This is a genomic window from Maribacter sp. R77961 (assembly GCF_044594925.1).
Taxonomy (GTDB): domain Bacteria; phylum Bacteroidota; class Bacteroidia; order Flavobacteriales; family Flavobacteriaceae; genus Maribacter.
Window position 1 is genome coordinate 17,958 of record NZ_CP138991.1, and the last position, 19,976, is coordinate 37,933.

Sequence of the window (19,976 nt, forward strand, 5' to 3'; positions counted from 1 at the left end):
TTTCATTATGAAATTAAAAGGAAGGAATAAGGTAAGTCCGGATTTTAGTATGTCCTCAATGACAGATATTGTTTTTCTGTTATTGATATTTTTCATGCTTACAGCTAATTCGCCTAATGCATTGGATTTATTGTTGCCCAAGGCGAAAGGAAAGTCCACAAACACACAAAACGTTTCTGTAAGTATAGATAAGGACTTACAGTATTTTGTGAACAATCAGAGAATAAACGGAGAATATATTGAAATTGAATTAAAAAAAGCACTAGAAGGTCAAGATAAACCTACTATTATTCTAAGAGCAGAAGAAAACGTTGCGATTAAAGAAGCGGTAAACGTAATGGACATTGCTAACAGGAATAACTACAAGGTCATTTTGGCGGTGCGGCCTAACTAAATGGCATTTTTAGACACGAGACACAAGAAAAAGTCCTTTACACTTACAACGCTGTTGTTAAGTGTGCTGCTATTGGTTTTATTCTACATTGGTCTCACGTATATGGACCCACCCATAGAGAATGGAATTTCAATAAATTTTGGAACTACTGATTTTGGAAGTGGAAGGGTGCAGCCTAAGGAAAAGATACGCTCAGAGCCACTTGATACACCGCCTGTTGAACCTACGGAACAAGAAGAAATTATTGAAAAAGCGATAGCGGAAGAAATAATAGAAGAGGAACCGGAAAAAGTTGTACAAAAGAAAGCGCCAGCAGAAAAGTTGTTGACCAAAGAGAGTGAAGAAGCTATCAAGATAAAACAGGCGAACGAAGCAAAGAAAAAGGCTGAGGATGCAGCCAAAGCTGAGAAGAAAAGGGTAGAGGAGCAATTACGGAAGGAGCAGGCCAAAGCAGCTAAAATTGCCCAACAGAAAAAGGATGCGGAAGAGCGTGCAAGGAAGGAGCAGGAGGCAAAGAAGAAAAAGTTGGATGAATTAATGGGCGGTCTGAACAAATCAGACGGAACCGCAAGTGGTAGCGAAGGAGATGATAACAGATCAGGTGATAAAGGCAGTCCTGATGGCGACCCTTACGCTACAAGTTATTACGGGACCCCAGGTTCTGGAAGTGGAACAGGTGGTTATGGTCTTAATGGAAGGTCGCTTGTAAATAAAGGCAAAGTACCACAAGAATGTAATGAATCCGGAAGAGTGGTGGTAAAAATTGTTGTTGATAGAAACGGTAAGGTTGTAAGTGCTACTCCTGGTGTTCGTGGCACTACCAATAATAGTGCTTGTCTTTTAGAACCAGCAAGAAAAACTGCTTTTATGCACAAATGGAACTTAGATTCCAATGCACCTAGTCAACAAGTGGGTTTTGTAGTTGTAAACTTTAAACTAGGAGAGTGACCTACAGGCAAACTCTTGATTGGATGTTTGTTCAACTTCCAGTCTATCAACAAAAAGGGAAAAAGGCTTATAAGGCCAAGTTAGACGGAATAAAAGCCTTTGCCTCTCATTTAAACAATCCTCAAAAACAGTTTAAGAGTATTCATGTTGCCGGAACTAATGGTAAAGGTTCTAGCAGTCATATGTTAGCATCGATCCTACAAGAAGCTGGTTATAAAGTGGGGTTGTATACTTCCCCTCATCTAAAGGATTTTCGAGAACGAATTCGAATAAACGGTAAACCAATACGTAAGCATAAGGTAGTTGAATTTATAGCTACTCATAAATCATTCCTAATAGGGAAGCAGTTGTCATTTTTTGAACTGACCGTGGGAATGGCTTTTGATTATTTTTCTGAAAAGCAGGTAGACATCGCTATAATAGAAGTGGGTTTAGGAGGTAGGTTAGACTCAACGAATATCATTACCCCAGAGGTAAGCTTAATTACAAATATTGGTTATGACCATACTGATATACTGGGGAATACACTCCCTGAAATTGCTTACGAGAAAGCAGGGATAATCAAAAAAGGAGTACCCGTGGTCGTTAGTGAACATCAGCCTGAGGTAGCCTCGGTATTTGAAGATAAATCAAAAGAGGTTAAGGCCAGTTTGGTCTTTGCAACTGAAGAGGACTATCCGACATATGAAACAGACTTATTAGGCACTTATCAAACGAAAAACATTAAAGGGGTTCTTGCTACGTTAGATTTGCTTAAAGGATTCCCGATAAGTAATATCCATTTGGAAGAAGGTCTTTTAAATGTTTCTATTAACACTGGTTTAATGGGCAGATGGCAATTGTTAAGTGAAAATCCCAAAACCATCTGTGATACTGCGCATAATAAAGATGGCTTAGCGTTGGTTTTAAACCAACTAAAGGGAGAAAAATTCTCTAAGCTTCATATTGTTTTAGGTTTCGTAAAGGAAAAGGATTTAGATAGTGTTCTATCGCTTTTTCCTGAGAAGGCACAGTATTATTTTTGTAAGCCTGACATCGTAAGGGGGTTAGAGGCTAGTTTTCTACAAAAAAAGGCGCTGGATTTTAAACTGAAAGGAGCTGTTTATGCTAGTGTTAAGGAGGCGTATGATGCTGCAAAAGTTAATGCGTTCGCCTCTGATTTCATTTATATTGGAGGTAGTACTTTTGTGGTTGCGGAAGTACTTTAATTTTTTGCGATTTTTCTTTTGGACTTATTAAAAGAATTCTATATTTGCACCCCGTTAAGGGCTCTTAGCTCAGTTGGTTCAGAGCACCTGCCTTACAAGCAGGGGGTCACTGGTTCGAATCCAGTAGGGCCCACAGTAATTTAAAAAGCTTCCGAGAAATCGGGAGCTTTTTCGCTTTTTAATTGTACAAAATTCCTATTCACGTTACGCTAAATTTTGTTTTGGAATCTATCGTCATATTTTTAGTGTATTAAGCGGATAAGTAAGTAATAAATTATTCTCCGTCCATTTTTGTTCATCGGTTCATGGTGATAGGATGGTTTATCTGGGATATTATGGTCTATAGAAAAGAACTAATGGCAAAGGTAGGTGTAGTTAATTATTGTAATACCTCTTATACCATTGTGTAAATTTAAATAGTCCCTCACTTAATTTGGTCTTAGGTTCATATTCTATTACACTTTTTAATTTGCTAGAATCGGCATAGGTAATTCTTACATCACCATCTTGCATGGGCATGAAGTTTTTCACAGCCCTCTTTCCCATTTGTTTCTCTAGTCCAGTAATAAAATCCATTAACTTTATAGGGCTAGAATTACCTATGTTAAATATTCTTGCTTTAGAATCTTTTTTAGTTGCTGAGGTTAACGTTAACCTAACAATTCCTTCCACCACATCATCAATAAAAGTAAAATCTCTTTCCATGTTCCCATTGTTAAAGACGTTTATGGGGCTGTTTGTGTTAATGGCGTCAGCAAAGAGAATTGGTGCCATGTCAGGTCTGCCCCAAGGGCCGTAAACCGTAAAAAAACGCAAACCTGTTGTTTGTAAATCATACAAATGACTGTATGAGTATGCCATCAATTCATTACTCTTTTTTGTAGCTGCGTAAAGGCTTACGGGTTCGTCAACTGGATCACTTTCAGAGAAAGGCACATTGCTCCTATTTCCATAAACCGATGAACTAGAGGCGTAAATTAGGTGTTCTATTTCGTGTTGTCGACAACATTCTAATATGTTTAAAAACCCTACAATATTTGATTGTATATAAGCATGAGGATTTTCTATTGAATAACGAACACCGGCCTGTGCGGCTAAGTTGATTACGCAATCAAATTTATGTTCTTCAAATAACGTTTCTAAAGACTTTAAATCGGTTATGTCTAGTTTTAGAAAACAATAGTTGTCATATTTTGAACTAGGTAAATAATTTAGATTTCCTCTATTTTTTTTCAGTCTTAGTTTTGAAATACTTATTCCAGCTTGGGCTAGGCGGTCATACTTTAGTTGTACGTTATAGTAATCATTAATATTATCTATACCTATAATATCTTCCCCTTTTTTGGACAAAGATTCCGCTAGGTGAAAACCTATAAAACCCGCCGCACCTGTTATTAGAATCTTCATTTACATTTTACTTTACATACCACTGAAAAAGCTTCTTGATGCCATCTTCCAGTTCAATTGTGTGTTCCCAACCCAATTTATGAAGTTTGGAAACATCTGTTAACTTTCGTAAAGTCCCGTCCGGCTTTTCTGCATTAAACACAAAATCACCTTTGTAACCTATTACTTTTTTAATAGTTTCGGCTAGCTCTTTAATAGAAATATCTTTACCGGTGCCAATATTTATATGTGTGTTTCTAATTTCCTTTTCATCATCTGAGTATGTGTCGGGAAAGTTTCTGTTTTCCATTATAAAAGTGCATGCTTCTGCCATATCCTCACTCCATAAGAACTCTCGTTTTGGTTTTCCAGAGCCCCAAATCTCAACGCTATCACCAGATACGCCAAAAGAACTTAGATATTTTTCAGCTTCAATAATATTGGAAACACCTAAATCTTTCACAACAGCATCGTATTTAGCTTCTGAGAGTAGTTTCGCTAAATAAATTTTGCGAATTAAGGCTGGTAGTACATGTGACTTTTCTAAATCAAAATTATCATTTGGGCCATATAGATTAGTTGGCATGACCGAAATAAAATTAGTGTTATATTGTAAATTATAACTTTCGCACATTTTAATCCCTGCTATTTTGGCAATGGCGTAGGGCTCATTTGTGTATTCTAAAGTATCGGTTAATAAATACTCTTCTTTCATGGGTTGATGAGCGTTTTTAGGATATATGCACGTGCTGCCCAGAAAGAGTAGTTTTGTTACCCCATGTTTATAACTTTGATGAATTACATTGTTCTGAATCATCAAGTTCTGATAGATGAAATCTGCTCTATATCTATTATTAGCAACAATGCCGCCAACCTTTGCTGCAGCCAAAAATACATACGCAGGTTTTGTGGATGCGAAAAAATTAGATACCGCTACTTCATTTGTTAGATCTAGCTCTTTATGGGTACGCACAACGATGTTGAGATATCCTTTTTTTTCGAGATTTTTTTTAATAGCGCTCCCTACAAGCCCTCTATGTCCGGCTATGTAAATTTTAGAATCTTTGTTCATAGGGTTTATTCAAAATAATTTTTGATTGTATAACCTCCGTCCTTTAAATACTGTTGTTTTTTCATTAGTACAAGGTCGCTAGACATCATATCCTCAACTAAACCGGCTAAATCATATTTTGGAATCCAACCTAGTTTTTCTCTGGCTTTTGTAGCGTCTCCAATCAACAATTCCACTTCAGTGGGTCGAAAATATTTTTCGTCTACTGAAATAACTTCTTTACCGATCTCTAATTGGTAGTCGGGATTTGAACATTTTTTGACATAACCTCTTTCAGCCGCACCTTCTCCTTTAAATTCTAGTTCAACGCCTACATGGGCAAAACACATTCTTACGAAGTCTCTTACTGTGTTTGTTTTGCCTGTTGCAATTACCCAGTCCTCTGCTTCCTCTGCCTGAAGAATCATCCACATCATTCTTACATAATCCTTTGCATGGCCCCAGTCCCTTTTAGCATCTAAGTTACCCAAGTATATTACATCTTGTAATCCTAGAGCAATCTTAGAAGTAGCCCTAGTAATTTTTCTTGTCACAAAGGTTTCACCTCTTATAGGGGATTCATGGTTGAACAGAATACCATTGCATCCGTAAATACCGTAAGCCTCTCTATAATTGACGGTTATCCAATAGGCATACATTTTAGCCACGGCGTATGGGCTCCTGGGATAAAATGGTGTTGTTTCGGTTTGTGGAACTTCTTGTACTTTACCATAAAGCTCGGAGGTAGAGGCCTGATAAATTCTTGTTTTGTTTTGTAATCCCAATAATCTTATGGCTTCTAATAATCTTAATGTTCCTAAGGCATCCGTGTTAGCAGTATATTCCGGTATTTCAAAAGAGACATGAACATGGCTCATTGCCGCCAAGTTATAAATTTCTTGTGGTTGCACCTCTTGTATTATTCGAGTAAGGTTTGTGCTGTCGGTTAAATCACCATAATGTAAAAAGAAATTAGGGTTTTCTACATGTGGGTCTTGGTACAAGTGATCTATTCTGTCGGTATTAAATAAAGATGACCTTCTTTTGATGCCATGGACCTCGTAACCTTTTTTCAACAAAAATTCGCTTAAATACGCGCCATCTTGTCCTGTAATTCCTGTTATTAACGCTGTTTTTTTATCCATTGCTGTACTTGGTTAGTGTTATTTAATTTTAAAAGTTTTTTATACTAACTTTTTTTTTGCTCGTAAATTGCCTTTTTGAATGCTAATATTTTAGCTTTAAAAGCTCATACGATAAGCGCCATAAGGTAAAACTATTTCAAATTATTTTATATTCTAAGTTTTTTTGGCACTATTCACCTTAATTTAAATGTCATTAATTGATGAGATTACCTTAGGTCTGTTTTTTTTAAATAAAGTGTTTATTTCCTTTGGAATTATTCAAAGGATTAAGGGAATAAATGCAAAACCGTATTCATGTCAAGTTAAGTCAATGTGCCTATATCCATTAATTCTAATCTTAAGATCGTTCCAGCGAAATTTAAAGGATTTTCTTCCAATGAATGTTTCATCCATCCTATATTTAAACAAATACTGGGCAATATTATAAAATTTTAACCCAGCGCCAGCAGATCTTAACTATAGTTCTAGATCTTGAGAGGTCTTGTATTTGTTATTGTAAAAATTAATTTGTTGCATAGTAATCCTCATTTATAGGTTTTTTCGACCATTGATGTGAATAAATAAATAATTGAATCAAGTCTAAATTAAAAAACAATTTATCCCGCCAATTTTGCATGTATTTCAAAGAAGTTATGTCTGTTCTAATAATTCGCAGTCCACTGTAATACAAATATTTAATTCTTTTATGGATTAAGTATTCAAAAGTAGCTTTTGATTTGCAAACATTTAAGATGAAAAATATAAAAGAGTAGGAATTTTGAAGTAATTTGAAGGCCCTATTTAAATGATTAGGTTTAATGAATCAGAAAAAATATAAAACTTTGATAGGAAAACTGAAGAAAGAAGATATTAAACAAGAAGTGTTTGACCTTTATGATGATTATGCACATAATAGACTAAGCAGAAGGCTTTTTATGGATAAACTATCCACTTATGCGGTAGGCGGATTGACTGTAGCTTCAATAATGAGCTTTATATCACCAGATTATGTGAAAAAAATTCAGATTTCACAAGATGATTCTAGATTAAATTCTGAGTTCATACAATATAAATCTCCAAAAGGAGGTGGAATCATAAAAGGATTATTATCCAGACCTGTTGCTACTAAAAAGCAACTTCCCGGAATAATAGTGGTGCACGAAAATAGAGGTTTAAACCCCCATATACAAGATGTGGGCAGGCGGGCAGGCCTAGCAGGTTTTATTTCTTTGGCACCAGACGCACTTACTCCATTGGGAGGTTATCCTGGAAATGACGATGAAGGAAGAAAACTACAAAGGGAAAGAGATAGAAATGAAATGTTGGAAGATTTTATTGCTGCCTACGAACATTTGAAAAACCATCCCGAGTGCAACGGTAGGGTAGGGGTGGTAGGCTTTTGTTTTGGAGGTTGGATTTCTAATATGATGGCAGTTGAGGTTAAAGGTTTAGGAGCGGCAGTGCCATTTTATGGAGGTCAACCTAAAGAAGGAATAAGTAAAATTGAAGCACCTTTATTGCTTCATTTCGGCGCATTAGATACTAGGGTCAACGCAGGTTGGCCAGCTTATGAGGAGGCGCTTAAGAAAAATGGAAAGGAATATATTGCACATATGTACCCCAATGCTAATCATGGATTTCATAATGATACTACTCCAAGATATGATAGGGAAGCTGCTGAACTAGCTTGGGAACGTACCATAGACTTTTTTCAAAAAAAGCTTGTGTAACCTCTTTGAAGCGAGCTGAGCTTGAATTTTACAAAATGAATTTGACTCTGGTTTACTTTATCGAAACAGATTTTAATTCTACCTTAGCGCACTTTTAGGGGATATTAGCTCAGTTGGTTTAGAGCGCTGCCTTGACAGGGCAGAGGTCACCGGTTCGAATCCAGTATATCCCACTTTTTATTTTTGAAACAGATTTTGTAAACCTGACAAATAGCTGTATTTAAGATGCAAAAACGTAATGGCCCATATCTTGTATATTATCCCCTTTGCGTCACAATCAATACGTTTTTTATGCGTTAGTACTTTAGAGTTTTTCAATTCTACTTTTATAAAGTTTTGAATTCAATAAAAATATGCTAAACAAGAGCATTAAATTCCTAATAGAGAATAAAATAGTAGCTGCGGTATTGTTGTTTACTTGTTTGTTCTGGGGAATGGTCAACACTCCTTTTTTTGCAAATAATTCAATAATACCCTCTTACCCTGTCGCGGTGGATGCTATTCCCGATATAGGAGAAAATCAACAAATTGTTTTTACAACTTGGTCAGGGCAATCTCCGCAAGATATAGAGAATCAGATTACCTATCCTTTAACTACTAATTTATTAGGAGTGCCTGGTGTAAAAACGATAAGAAGTACTTCCTTATTTGGTTTTTCAAGTATATACGTGATTTTTGACGATGATGTAGATTTCTATTGGTCTAGAAGTAGAATTTTAGAGAAGATTAATAGTTTGCCAGATGGTCTGTTGCCAACATCGGTAAAACCTACCTTAGGCCCGGACGCTACAGCTTTAGGTCAGCTATTTTGGTATACCTTAGAAGGTAGGGATAGTGAAGGAAGAGTTACGGGTGGTTGGGATTTACATGAAATCAGAACCATTCAAGATTTCTACGTAAAAAATGCGTTGTCTTCTACCAAAGATGTTTCTGAGGTGGCATCTATAGGGGGTTATGTACAAGAATATCAAATTGATTTAAATCCTGAATTGATGCGTCAATATGGGGTTTCTATTGCCGATGTTGTTGCGGCCGTGAAGGAGAACAATAGAGATGTAGGGGCTAAAACTATTGAAATTAATAATGCGGAATATTTTGTTAGGGGTCTTGGTTATATAAAAAATAGCTCGGATATAGAAAATGCGCAAGTGTTATCTAACGATTTCACCCCTATTAGAATTAAGGATATTGCCCAAGTTGGTTTTGGTCCGGCTGAAAGAAGGGGCATTCTAGATAAGGAAGGAGCAGAAGTAGTAGGTGGTGTTGTTGTGGCAAGATATGGCTCTAATCCAATGGAAGTCATTACTGGTATCAAGAAAAAAATTAATGAAATTGCAGTAGGTCTACCAAGTAAGACTTTAAAGGATGGAAGGGTGTCCAAGTTAACTGTTGTGCCGTTTTATGACCGTAGTGAGCTTATTGGGAACACGCTTGATACTTTAAAGGATGCGCTTACTTTTGAGATACTGTTTACGATTTTAGTGGTGCTCGTAATGTTGCGAAATTTAAAAGTTTCAATAGTTATTTCCAGTCTACTTCCGTTGGCGGTATTGTTGGTTTTCGTAGCTATGAAGGCTTTTAAAGTAGAAGCTAATATTGTGGCGCTTTCTGGAATTGCTATAGCCGTAGGGACTATGGTGGATCTAGGGATTATACTTTCAGAAAATATAATAAGGCATTTAGAGCATCCAAAAGAAGGAAAAACAATTAACGAAATAGTATATAATGGCACAGTTGAAGTTTCTGGTGCAGTGCTTACCGCAGGGTTTACAACAATAGTAAGTTTTATTCCCGTATTTGCACTTAGTGGTGCTGAAGGAAAACTTTTTACACCCTTGGCATTTACAAAAACAGTAGCGTTGCTAGCTACTATGTTTATTGCAATATTTTTAATACCTCCCATTACAGCGCAGTGGTATAGTCGTAGACGTGCTAAAAGGGACTACTCCATTATCCTTTCGGCAATCATGGCATTCGGGGGAATTTTGGTAGTGCTGTTTGGATATTTTTCAGGAATAGTCTTGGTAGGTATAGGTGTTATTGGGCTATTAAAGTTTTATAAGGTGATACCAAAGAAGAAAGCCGATAATTATGGACGCTATTGGATAATCTTAGCTGCTGTAATTTTACTAACGTACTATTGGCGACCATTGGGCCTTGAGACTTCCTATTTTTTTAGTTTGTTTTTTATCGTTTTTAGCTGTTTCCTAGTTTTAGGAGCACTCCTTGTATTTAGAACCTATTATGAGCATATTCTAAAATGGGCTTTGGCCAATAAACTCTTGTTTCTAAGCATACCTTCATTTCTCTTACTTCTAGCGTTTTTAGTTTTCAAAAATATTGGAGAGGAATTTATGCCTACCCTAGATGAAGGTTCTTATTTGTTAATGCCAACTTCAATGCCACATTCTGGTGTTAGTGAAAATAAGCGTGTATTACAGCAGTTAGATATGGCTGTTGCCGCTATCCCGGAAATAGAAACCGTGGTAGGTAAGGCAGGTAGGGTTGCTTCTGCCCTTGATCCGGCACCGTTGTCCATGTACGAAAACATGATTATCTACAAACCTGAATATATCGTGGATAAGAACAATGAGCCAATTTCATTTAAAGTTGAAAATGGTTTGTTCCAAACTAAAAAAGGAAAACAGGTGGCTTCTGGTTCCGGTATAAGTGCTAACGAACTTATAGTAGATGATCAGGGAGCCTTTTATCGTAATTGGAGACCAGAAATAAAAAGTAAAGAAGATATTTGGAAAGCTATCGTAAATGCTTCCAGACTACCAGGGGTAACATCAGCACCAAAATTACAGCCTATTGAGACAAGATTGGTAATGCTTCAGACAGGAATGCGTTCCCCAATGGGGATAAAAGTTTTTGGGCCCAAACTTCAGGTAGTAGAAGAATTCGGGTTGCAATTAGAGCGCTATTTGAAAAATATTGAGGGGGTAGATGCGGCATCCGTATTTGCCGATAGGATTATTAGTAAGCCTTATATGCTTTTAGATATTGATAGAGTTGCTGCAGCGCGTTATGGCATATCAATAGAAGCTATACAGGAAGTGTTGGAGGTTGGTATTGGTGGCAAGGTCTTAACGCAAACTATTGAGGGTAGGGAGCGTTTTGGTGTACGCGTAAGATACCCTAGGGAGCTAAGGGCAAATCCTTCTGATTTAGAGAATATTTACGTGCCCTTAAAAAATGGTAGTTCTATTTTGTTAAGTGAAATCGTTACAATTAGATACGAGAAAGGACCTCAGGTAATTAAAAGTGAAGACGGTTTCCTAACAGGTTATGTGCTCTTTGATAAAAAGTCCGGTTATGCAGAGGTGGCTATTATAGAAGAAATTCAGAACAAATTAAAAAATCAAATTGATGAAGGTTCGTTAGTGGTGCCAGAAGGTGTTAGTTATCGCTTTTCGGGAACTTATGAAAATCAGCTACGCGCAGAGAAAACGCTGACCTTTGTTATACCATTGGTCTTGCTCGTCATTCTATTTATTCTTTACCTACAGTTTAGATCCGTGGCTATTTCTTTTATGGTTTTTACCGGAGTTGCAGTAGCCTTTTCAGGAGGTTTTATACTTATTTGGTTGTATGGTCAAGAATGGTTTTTAAATATTGATTTTGGAAATGTAAACTTTAGAGATTTATTCAATATAAAGACCATAAACTTGAGCGTGGCCATTTGGGTAGGTTTTATTGCTTTGTTTGGTATAGCAACGGATGATGGGGTTGTTATGGCAACCTACCTTAAACAGACTTTTACCCGTAATGCACCGGCGGATATTGCGGCTATAAGAGCCTCTGTTCTAGAAGCAGGAAAGAGAAGATTAAGACCATGTTTAATGACAACGGCAACTACCTTATTGGCGCTATTACCCATTTTGACGGCACAGGGTACAGGGAAGGATATTATGATTCCTATGGCAATTCCTAGTTTTGGAGGAATGTTGGTTGCTTTGGTATCTTTGTTGATAGTACCTGTGCTATACAGTTTAAGGGAAGAATTAAAACTAAAACGTAATGAGCGATAAAGTTTTGGAATTACGTAATTTAAAAAAATATGGAGGCTACGGATTGGTGCTTCTAATTGGTCTATTGCTAGGTTATTTTCTGTTTAATTCTGGAACAGAAGAAGACCATCTGGATCATACTAAGGAAATTACGGCTATAGCTACTTATACTTGCTCTATGCATCCACAAGTTTCTAAGAACGAGGAAGGCAAATGTCCTTTATGTGGAATGGATTTAGTAGCGGTAAATGCCACATCAAATGACATAATCTTAGGTGTGGACCAGTTTTCTATGAGTGAAAATGCCTTAGCCTTGGCCAATGTAGAAACTAGTATTGTAGGTCTCAATGACAAAAATAAGGGAAATTCTATAGTGCTATCTGGAAAGATAACCTCTAATGATAAGACCAATGCCGTGCAAACCACCTTATTCGATGGTAGGATCGATAAATTAGATATTAACTACATTGGGGAGTATGTGAAGAAAGGGGATCAGATTGGACTTATTTATTCGCCAGAAATGTACTTAGCACAGGATAAGCTACTAACCTCCGCTTCTTATAAGGATACGCATCAAAAGTTATATGCTGCGGCTAGAAATACCTTAGGTCTGTGGAAAATGACAGATGCTCAGATTGATGAGATTTTAAGAACTGGCAAGCCTATGATGAATTTTCCACTCTATGCAGATGTTTCAGGTACCGTTACCTCTATAATGGCAGCTGAGGGTAATTATTATAAACAGGGAGATCCGTTGTATAAAGTAAGCAACCTCTATACCGTATGGGCGGTTTTTGATGCATATGAAAATCAATTGCCACTTCTAAAGGTTGGTCAAGATATGGTCATTAATTCAAATGCCTTCAAAGGAGAGGTAATCAAGGCAAAAATTTCTTTTATAGAACCGGTAATGGATGAGAATAAGCGTACCGTTGCAGTTAGGGTAACCTTGAATAATAGAGATAAGAAGTTTAAGCCAGGGATGTTTATCCAAGGAAGTGTTGCCGTTAATTATGAGAGGCAGCTACTGACTGTTCCTAAAAGTGCTGTCCTCTGGACAGGAACGCGCTCTGTGGTTTATGTAAAATCAAATCCTAATGAGCTTGTTTTTGAGATGGCGCAAGTAACTCTTGGGGAACGTATAGGTGATTCTTATTTTATTTTGGACGGCTTAGATCCCGGTGCAGAAGTGGTAACTAATGGTGCCTTTACTGTAGATGCAGCTGCCCAGCTTCAAGGTAAAAAATCTATGATGAATACGGGGGGGCAGCGCAAATTACCATCGGCCAATCTTGAAGACATAGGTGTTTCACTTCAAATAAAGGAGAATCGACATATTTTAAAATTAACACAGACCTACTTTGATTTAAAAAATCAGCTAGTAAAATCCGATTTTAAAAAAAGCCAAGGCGAAGCTTTGAAGTTACAAGCTATCTTGGATGAAATTGATATAAATAGTTTTGAAGGGGCCTTAAAACCTAATTTAGAGAAATTTAAAAAATATACGAAGGGTACGGCAAACGCTGGTCAAATAGAAGAGCAAAGACTTCAGTTTAAAAATCTATCAGAAGAGATGATAGTTTTGTTGGATGCCTTAGGAGGTTTAAATGAGACCATATATGTGCAGCATTGTCCTATGGCAGATAATAATAGTGGAGCCAATTGGCTAAGTTTTGAAAGTGAAATTAGAAACCCATACTTTGGTGACCAAATGTTAACCTGTGGTTCAATAACCCGAAAAATTCAATAGCTATAGTATTTCTAAAATCCGCTCTAGTGCCATTCCTCTTGAGCCTTTTATAAGCATACTACTATTTTTAGGAATATTTTCAGAACGTAAGTAATCTTTTAAGTCATTATAGGTTTTGAACTTTTTAAAGTCACTTTTCACTTCATAGAAGTTTTCACCAATCAAGCAGGTGTTATTTAGTTCAAGTGCTTGGGCAAGTTCCGCGATATTTTGATGCTCTTCTTTAGCTTGTTCTCCAAGCTCAAACATGTCTCCTAAGAACAAGCATTTACGGTCTCCTTCTATTTGGGAGAAATTTTCCAATGCGGCTTTCATACTTGTAGGATTTGCATTGTAGGCATCAAGGATAATTTTGTGCCCTTTCTTTTCAATGACTTGGGACCTGTTGTTATCGGGTAGGTAGGATTCTAAACCTATTTTTATCATATCATCGGGGACGTTAAAATATTTACCCATTAATATAGCGGCACAGCAATTGGGGAAATTGTAAGAGCCTATTAGTTTTGTGCTTATATGCGTTTGTCCTATCTCAATTTCAACAAAAGGATTTGCCTTGGGCATCTTTATAATAGTAAAGCTTGGGTCGCTAGTGCTAAAACCGTATTTATTAATATAGGAGGCTAGTTTTTCTTTTTGAATGGGGTCGTCAGCATTCATGAATATGCCTTTGTTTTCAGCAATTAGATGTGTATAAAGCTCACTCTTTCCTTTGATTACTCCTTTAACTCCACCAAACCCTTCCAAGTGTGCTTTACCGAAATTGGTGATATATCCAAAATCCGGTTCCGTAAGACCGCTAAGAAATTCTATTTCCTTTTGGTGATTGGCACCCATTTCTACAATGGCAATTTCAGTATCTTTTTTTATGGATAATAACGTTAAAGGAACTCCTATATGGTTGTTTAAATTGCCTATAGTGGCAATGGTCCTATATTTTTTGGAAAGGACCGCATTAATCAGTTCTTTGGTTGTGGTTTTTCCGTTGCTGCCTGTTAAGGCTATCACTCTTGCTTTGGAATAATTTCTATGGAAATTAGCTAAACGCTGCAATGTGGTTAGCGCGTTTTTCACTATTATAGTTCTATCGTCAACAAAGAATCTTTCCTCATCTATAATGGCATAGGTAGCGCCATTTTCAATAGCTTTCTTTGCATACTCGTTACCATTGAAATTTTCACCTTTTAGGGCAAAGAAAATATCGTTCTTTAAAAGTTTTCTAGTATCAGTACATACAGAAGGGTACCGGAGAAAGATTTTGTGCAGGTCTTCAATTTTCATAAAATCGAAGATAAAAAAAAGCCCTTTAAGAAAAGGGCTTTTTAATATTTTAGATGAGCAAAATCATTTTGCTTTCTTACCTCTTACGGTCTTATTTTTTGTTTTAGACTTTGACCCAACTCTGGACATTGCACATCTAAACCCGATATAATCTGTAGCCATATATTGTGGCATATATCTTCTTTGTGCAGGGTCTAACCAGTATGCTCTATCTCTCCATGAGCCTCCTTTGTATACTCTTACTTCATCATTGATTAAAGAAGTTCTGGTATTGGATTGATCGTATTGTCTTGTAATCTTACCGTCTTCATCTCTCTCAACTTTATGTTGTGGAGAATTGTACATGCTCGCTTTATCACTTTCCTCATCTTCATCGCTGAATCTATCGAAGAATCTTGAGGAACCTGGGTCACCATCCCTGTAGCCTCTATTGTCACTAGAAGAGAAATTGGTTCTTAAGTAAGTTTCGTTTTCATCTACAGGAACTTGCTTGATTTCTCCTGGTAAATTCACCGCTACAACCTTTCCATTAGGAAGTGTGTCATAAAGTACGGAATCTCGAAGGATATTTACTTTGCCGTCTTCTCCTATAGCGCTTTTCATATAAATATTACCTCTGTAGTAGTTGAAATCACTAACTTCATCATCAACTATTGGTCTATACACATCAGCTACCCATTCAGCTACGTTACCTGCCATGTCATAAAGACCTAAATCGTTGGGTTTGTAGGACATCACCTGTGCTGTTATATCTGCACCATCATCTGACCATCCCGCGATTCCACCATAATCTCCTTTTCCTTGTTTAAAGTTCGCAAGTTGATCACCTCTACCTACGCGTTGTCCGTTTCTGGTATAGTCACCCTCCCAAGGATATTTTTTTCTACCTCTATAATTATTGTACTCTCTTGAGCCAACTTGTGCTTGAGCGGCATATTCCCATTCCGTTTCGGTAGGTAGTCTATATTCTGGCATAATAACACCACTACTTCTTTTGGCGAAAGTTGAAACACTATCCTTTTTTTGTTTGCCTTGTAAAGAATCAATCTGTCCGTTATAAACAGATTCTGGCCTGTTCAAATAAGCTTCCGTGCTAAAAGTACCAGCTACTTCTCCACTAGCCGCTTGGTATTTGGCATCTTCAGATAAATATCCTTCTCTTTCTAACATCACCTCGTTTACACGGTCTGTTCTCCATTCCGCAAACTGAGTGGCTTGTATCCAATTTACACCCACAACAGGATATTCCGCATAGGCAGGATGTCTTAAATAGTTGTTGGTCATAGTTTCATTAAAGCCTAATCTATTTCTCCAAACCAAAGTATCGGGCAAAGCTCCTTTGTAAATATTGGTATACTTAGGATTTTCCGGTGGGTAAACACTTTTCAAGTAATCTAAATACTCTAGGTACATGACATTGGTCACCTCTGTTTCATCCATATAAAATGATTGCACGTGTTGTGCGGTGGGTGTGTTGTTCCAGTCATGCATCACATCATCCTGTACTTTACCTTTTGTAAACGTACCACCTTCAACAAATACTAACCCTGGAGCAGTTTCTTGCTCCTTAAAATCGGTATTATATTGGAAGCCGCCTTCCTTAGCATTGATTTTCCAACCTGTAGCTCTAGAAGTGTTTTTAGAGGAAGATGAGGATTTAGAACAGCTGGTTACTGTAAAACCTCCCGCTATAACGGTTAATGAGAGTACAAATTTTGTAAACTGTTTTTTCATAATTAGGACTTGAGTTCAATCTTCACAAACTAACGTTTAAATGAGTCTGTGTATTGGGTTTTGATTAATTTGATGTCACTTTCGCTGATTAAAACGATGTTTTCATCATAATATTTTATAGGTTATTTTTTTTTTAACCTTGACTAGCTAATAATGCCGTAAAAGTGCATTACTAACAGTCATAACGTGGCAAAAACTATTATAGTATGGGTATTTTGTTTTCTTTTTATAGAGAAGATGTCTAAAGCTAGTCCTGCGGGGGAAAATCTAGATTCCTTGATAGTTTTGGAATATGAATAACTAAAAATAGTAACATCTTCATACAAGATTATCGTAAAAAGGTCGTTTACATGTAAAATACACCATATTACCCTAGAAGTAACACGCTATATTTTATTCCTAAATCAATATTAAATTAAATGAAAAAGATTTCAATACTCTTCATGTTAGCATTTGTAGTTAAATCAGTAGCGCAAGAAGACCAGAGAGTGATAACAACGGCAGTGCCATTTTTAACTATTGCAGCTGATGCACGTTCCGCAGGAATGGGTGATATGGGTGTGGCCACCTCAACCGACGCCTTTTCGCAACAGTGGAATCCGGCAAAATTTGCGTTTGCAGAACGGAAAATGGGCATCGGCTTAAGCTATACGCCTTATTTAGAAAGTATCATAACTGATATCTCACTTCTTAATGCTAGTTTTTATAATAAATTGGACGAGAAAAGTGCATTTGCGGTAAGTCTTAGATATTTTACACTAGGCGAAATAGAGTTGCGCCAGTTCGCAAATGATCCTGGAACTTTAGCAAAACCGAATGAACTTGCGTTGGATGGCTCTTATTCACTTAAGCTTAGCCCAACGTTTTCGATGGCTGTCTCTGGTAGATACATAAGATCTAACCTAAGGTTGCCACAGAACGGTACGGAAGATTCGCAAGCGGCTAGTTCATTTGCGGTAGATGTGGCCGGTTTTTATAGGTCTAGAGAAGTTGCTTATAATAATTTTGATGGTCGTTGGAGGGCTGGCTTCAATATTTCCAACGTAGGAGGCAAAATTCAATATGATGAAGGTGGACAGGAAAACTTTCTGCCAAGTAATCTTAGAGCAGGATTAGGTTTTGACTTTATCCTAGACCAAGATAATGTTATAGGGGTAACAACAGAATTCAGCAAACTTCTAGTTCCTACGCCTCAAGATTTTGATAATGATGGTGATATTGATTCAGAGGATAATGATATCTATCAAAACGAAAGCGGATTTAGTGGTATTTTAGGTTCGTTCACTGATGCCCCTGATGGTTTTTCTGAAGAATTAAAAGAATTTACTTGGGCTTTGGGAGCAGAATATTCTTATCAAGATGCCTTTATGGTGCGAACGGGTTATTTTAATGAAAGTGAAGAAAAAGGTTCCAGAAAATTCTTTACACTCGGTGCAGGTTTTAAGTTTAAAGCAGCTCAGATAGATTTGTCGTATTTATTCTCTACATCACAAGTTAGAAACCCTTTGGAAAACACATTGCGTTTTGCACTTACATTTAGCCTGGGAGAGGAATTTTATAACGATTAGAAAGCCTAAAAATAAATAATATAAAACCTGCTTAGCCGCAGGTTTTTTTGATTTTTAAACCCTTCAAAAGTGGTTTTCGTTTTTTCGGAAAACCTTATTTTTGTTATTATACCCTTTTACAATGCCTGTAGAAAAAAGTTTAAGTTTCGACATAACCATTTATAATTCTTTAGACGAATTAAAAGAATTGGATAAATCGTTAATGATTCAATCTATAGAAGCTAGAGAAAATGCGTATGCACCCTATTCTAAATTTAACGTTGGCGCTGCGGTCTATTTAGAAAATGATGAAGTGGTCATTGGTAGTAATCAGGAAAATGCTTCATATCCATCTGGTCTTTGCGCTGAAAGAGTAGCGGTATTTCAGGCTGGGGCTCGTTTTCCTGGAATTAAAATCAAAACAATAGCCATTACGGCAGCATCCGAAAATTATGAAGTAGCAACCCCTGCAGCACCCTGTGGTAATTGTAGGCAGGCCATTTTCGAGTATGAGTTTAGACAAAAAGAACCCATAAAGTTGTTATTGATGGGTGAAGTTGGCCAAATTGTTCAGTGTAATTCTATTGCAGATATACTGCCATTGGGATTTAGTAGTACCTTCTTGAAATAGTCCTGATTTTCGTAGCTAAAACAAACGCAATGCATAATTTTTGTTAAGCCTATAATTTCTTTCGCCTTTTGGTTCTATTTTTTTTATCCATTCATTAATATGTGTATTTTTGTTTTCTTTCGGCACTGGTAAGAGATATGCGCTATGTCCCGAAAAGTAATTATTAATTTAGATAATAGATTGATGGAAAAAATCACCAAGGAGACGTATTTGAAGTGGTACGAGGAAATGCTTTTCTGGAGAAAATTCGAGGATAAACTTGCCGCTGTATACATACAACAGAAGGTACGAGGTTTTCTTCACCTCTATAATGGTCAGGAAGCCGTTTTGGCCGGAGCATTACATGCTATGGACTTAACGAAGGATAGGATGATTACTGCCTATCGAAACCATGTCCAGCCAATTGGTATGGGTGTAGACCCAAAGAGAGTTATGGCAGAGCTTTATGGAAAAGTTACTGGGACTTCAAAAGGTATGGGAGGTTCTATGCACATCTTTTCGAAAGAACATAGATTTCACGGAGGTCATGGTATTGTAGGAGGTCAGATTCCTCTAGGTGCCGGAATGGCATTTGGGGATAAATATAATGGTAGTGATGCCGTAACGCTTTGTTACATGGGTGATGGTGCCGTTAGGCAAGGATCGCTTCATGAAACCTTTAATTTAGCGATGCTTTGGCAACTACCTGTAGTTTTCATTTGTGAAAACAACGGTTATGCCATGGGTACCTCGGTGGCGAGAACTTCATATTCCACAGATATCTGGAAATTAGGATTGGGGTATGAAATGCCTTGTGGTCCTGTTGATGGAATGAATCCTGTTACGGTTGCTCAAGAAATGAGTAAAGCTATTGAGCGGGCAAGAACCGGTGGCGGACCAACTTTTCTTGAGATGAAGACCTATAGATATAGGGGACACTCTATGTCCGATGCACAACACTATAGAACTAAAGATGAGGTAGCGGAATATAAAAAGATAGATCCTATTACTCAAGTATTGGACGTCATCAAAGAAAAAAAGTACGCTACTGAGGATGAAATCAAGAAAATTGACAAAAAAGTTAAAGCCTTGGTTTCTGAATGTGAGAAATTTGCGGAGGAATCAGATTACCCACCAGTAAGCCAATTGTATGATATGGTTTACGAACAAGAAGATTTTCCATTTGTTCAACATAAATTATAA

Annotated in this window: 14 protein-coding genes and 2 tRNA genes; 11 read left to right on the top strand and 5 right to left on the bottom strand. The window is 37.1% G+C overall.

Features of this window, described 5'->3' with window-relative positions; translation table 11 throughout:
• Window positions 1-7: 7 nt before the first annotated feature.
• The 4 genes from SJY09_RS00065 to SJY09_RS00080 all read left to right on the top strand — a co-directional run bounded on the left by SJY09_RS00065 (window position 8) and on the right by SJY09_RS00080 (window position 2,683).
• Window positions 8-394: an ExbD/TolR family protein gene (locus SJY09_RS00065; RefSeq protein ID WP_396636943.1), complete on the top strand. Its 387-nt coding sequence runs from the start codon at window positions 8-10 to the stop codon at window positions 392-394.
• Entirely contained in the window at window positions 395-1,342 is a 948-nt protein-coding gene (locus tag SJY09_RS00070; RefSeq protein ID WP_396636944.1) for an energy transducer TonB, read from the top strand.
• Window positions 1,339-2,550 (top strand): bifunctional folylpolyglutamate synthase/dihydrofolate synthase, encoded by a 1,212-nt coding sequence (locus SJY09_RS00075; RefSeq protein WP_396636945.1) that lies wholly within the window; start codon window positions 1,339-1,341, stop codon window positions 2,548-2,550. Before SJY09_RS00070 ends, SJY09_RS00075 begins: the two co-directional genes overlap by 4 nt.
• 58 nt (window positions 2,551-2,608) lie before the next feature.
• A tRNA-Val gene (locus tag SJY09_RS00080) sits at window positions 2,609-2,683 on the top strand.
• Between the two features lie 242 nt (window positions 2,684-2,925).
• Here the strand turns inward: SJY09_RS00080 and SJY09_RS00085 are convergent.
• The 3 genes from SJY09_RS00085 to gmd are packed head-to-tail and all read right to left on the bottom strand — an operon-like array spanning window position 2,926 to window position 6,132.
• Window positions 2,926-3,957: an NAD-dependent epimerase/dehydratase family protein gene (locus SJY09_RS00085; RefSeq protein ID WP_396636946.1), complete on the bottom strand. Its 1,032-nt coding sequence runs from the start codon at window positions 3,955-3,957 to the stop codon at window positions 2,926-2,928.
• A 7-nt stretch (window positions 3,958-3,964) separates the two neighbouring features.
• Complete coding sequence (locus SJY09_RS00090) at window positions 3,965-5,008, bottom strand: GDP-L-fucose synthase family protein (protein ID WP_396636947.1); 1,044 nt, start codon at window positions 5,006-5,008, stop codon at window positions 3,965-3,967.
• A gap of 5 nt (window positions 5,009-5,013) precedes the next feature.
• Complete coding sequence (gene gmd, locus SJY09_RS00095) at window positions 5,014-6,132, bottom strand: GDP-mannose 4,6-dehydratase (RefSeq protein WP_396636948.1); 1,119 nt, start codon at window positions 6,130-6,132, stop codon at window positions 5,014-5,016.
• An 824-nt stretch (window positions 6,133-6,956) separates the two neighbouring features.
• Here gmd and SJY09_RS00100 point away from each other — a divergent pair.
• From SJY09_RS00100 to SJY09_RS00115, 4 genes are all read left to right on the top strand, one after another.
• Window positions 6,957-7,841, top strand: a complete 885-nt coding sequence (locus SJY09_RS00100; RefSeq protein ID WP_396638571.1) for a dienelactone hydrolase family protein — start codon at window positions 6,957-6,959, stop codon at window positions 7,839-7,841.
• A 98-nt stretch (window positions 7,842-7,939) separates the two neighbouring features.
• Window positions 7,940-8,014, top strand: a tRNA-Val gene (locus SJY09_RS00105).
• Between the two features lie 180 nt (window positions 8,015-8,194).
• On the top strand, window positions 8,195-11,875 hold the full coding sequence (locus tag SJY09_RS00110) for an efflux RND transporter permease subunit (RefSeq protein ID WP_396636949.1): 3,681 nt from the start codon (window positions 8,195-8,197) through the stop codon (window positions 11,873-11,875).
• Window positions 11,865-13,604, top strand: a complete 1,740-nt coding sequence (locus tag SJY09_RS00115; RefSeq protein WP_396636950.1) for an efflux RND transporter periplasmic adaptor subunit — start codon at window positions 11,865-11,867, stop codon at window positions 13,602-13,604. The genes SJY09_RS00110 and SJY09_RS00115 overlap by 11 nt, the downstream gene beginning before the upstream one ends.
• On the opposite strand, the gene murF is transcribed toward SJY09_RS00115, so the two are convergent.
• Together murF and gldJ are read right to left on the bottom strand one after the other, a co-directional pair.
• Window positions 13,605-14,882: a UDP-N-acetylmuramoyl-tripeptide--D-alanyl-D-alanine ligase gene (gene murF / locus SJY09_RS00120; RefSeq protein ID WP_396636951.1), complete on the bottom strand. Its 1,278-nt coding sequence runs from the start codon at window positions 14,880-14,882 to the stop codon at window positions 13,605-13,607. It abuts the gene before it with no gap.
• A gap of 63 nt (window positions 14,883-14,945) precedes the next feature.
• Window positions 14,946-16,616, bottom strand: a complete 1,671-nt coding sequence (gene gldJ, locus SJY09_RS00125) for a gliding motility lipoprotein GldJ (RefSeq protein ID WP_396636952.1) — start codon at window positions 16,614-16,616, stop codon at window positions 14,946-14,948.
• Window positions 16,617-17,035: 419 nt separating this feature from the next.
• Here gldJ and porV point away from each other — a divergent pair, with 419 nt between their 5' ends.
• The 3 genes from porV to pdhA all read left to right on the top strand — a co-directional run bounded on the left by porV (window position 17,036) and on the right by pdhA (window position 19,976).
• Window positions 17,036-18,184, top strand: a complete 1,149-nt coding sequence (gene porV, locus SJY09_RS00130; protein ID WP_396636953.1) for a type IX secretion system outer membrane channel protein PorV — start codon at window positions 17,036-17,038, stop codon at window positions 18,182-18,184.
• 121 nt (window positions 18,185-18,305) lie between these two features.
• On the top strand, window positions 18,306-18,794 hold the full coding sequence (gene cdd, locus SJY09_RS00135) for a cytidine deaminase (protein ID WP_396636954.1): 489 nt from the start codon (window positions 18,306-18,308) through the stop codon (window positions 18,792-18,794).
• Between the two features lie 183 nt (window positions 18,795-18,977).
• Window positions 18,978-19,976, top strand: coding sequence for a pyruvate dehydrogenase (acetyl-transferring) E1 component subunit alpha (gene pdhA / locus SJY09_RS00140; RefSeq protein WP_396638572.1), 999 nt, complete (start codon window positions 18,978-18,980; stop codon window positions 19,974-19,976).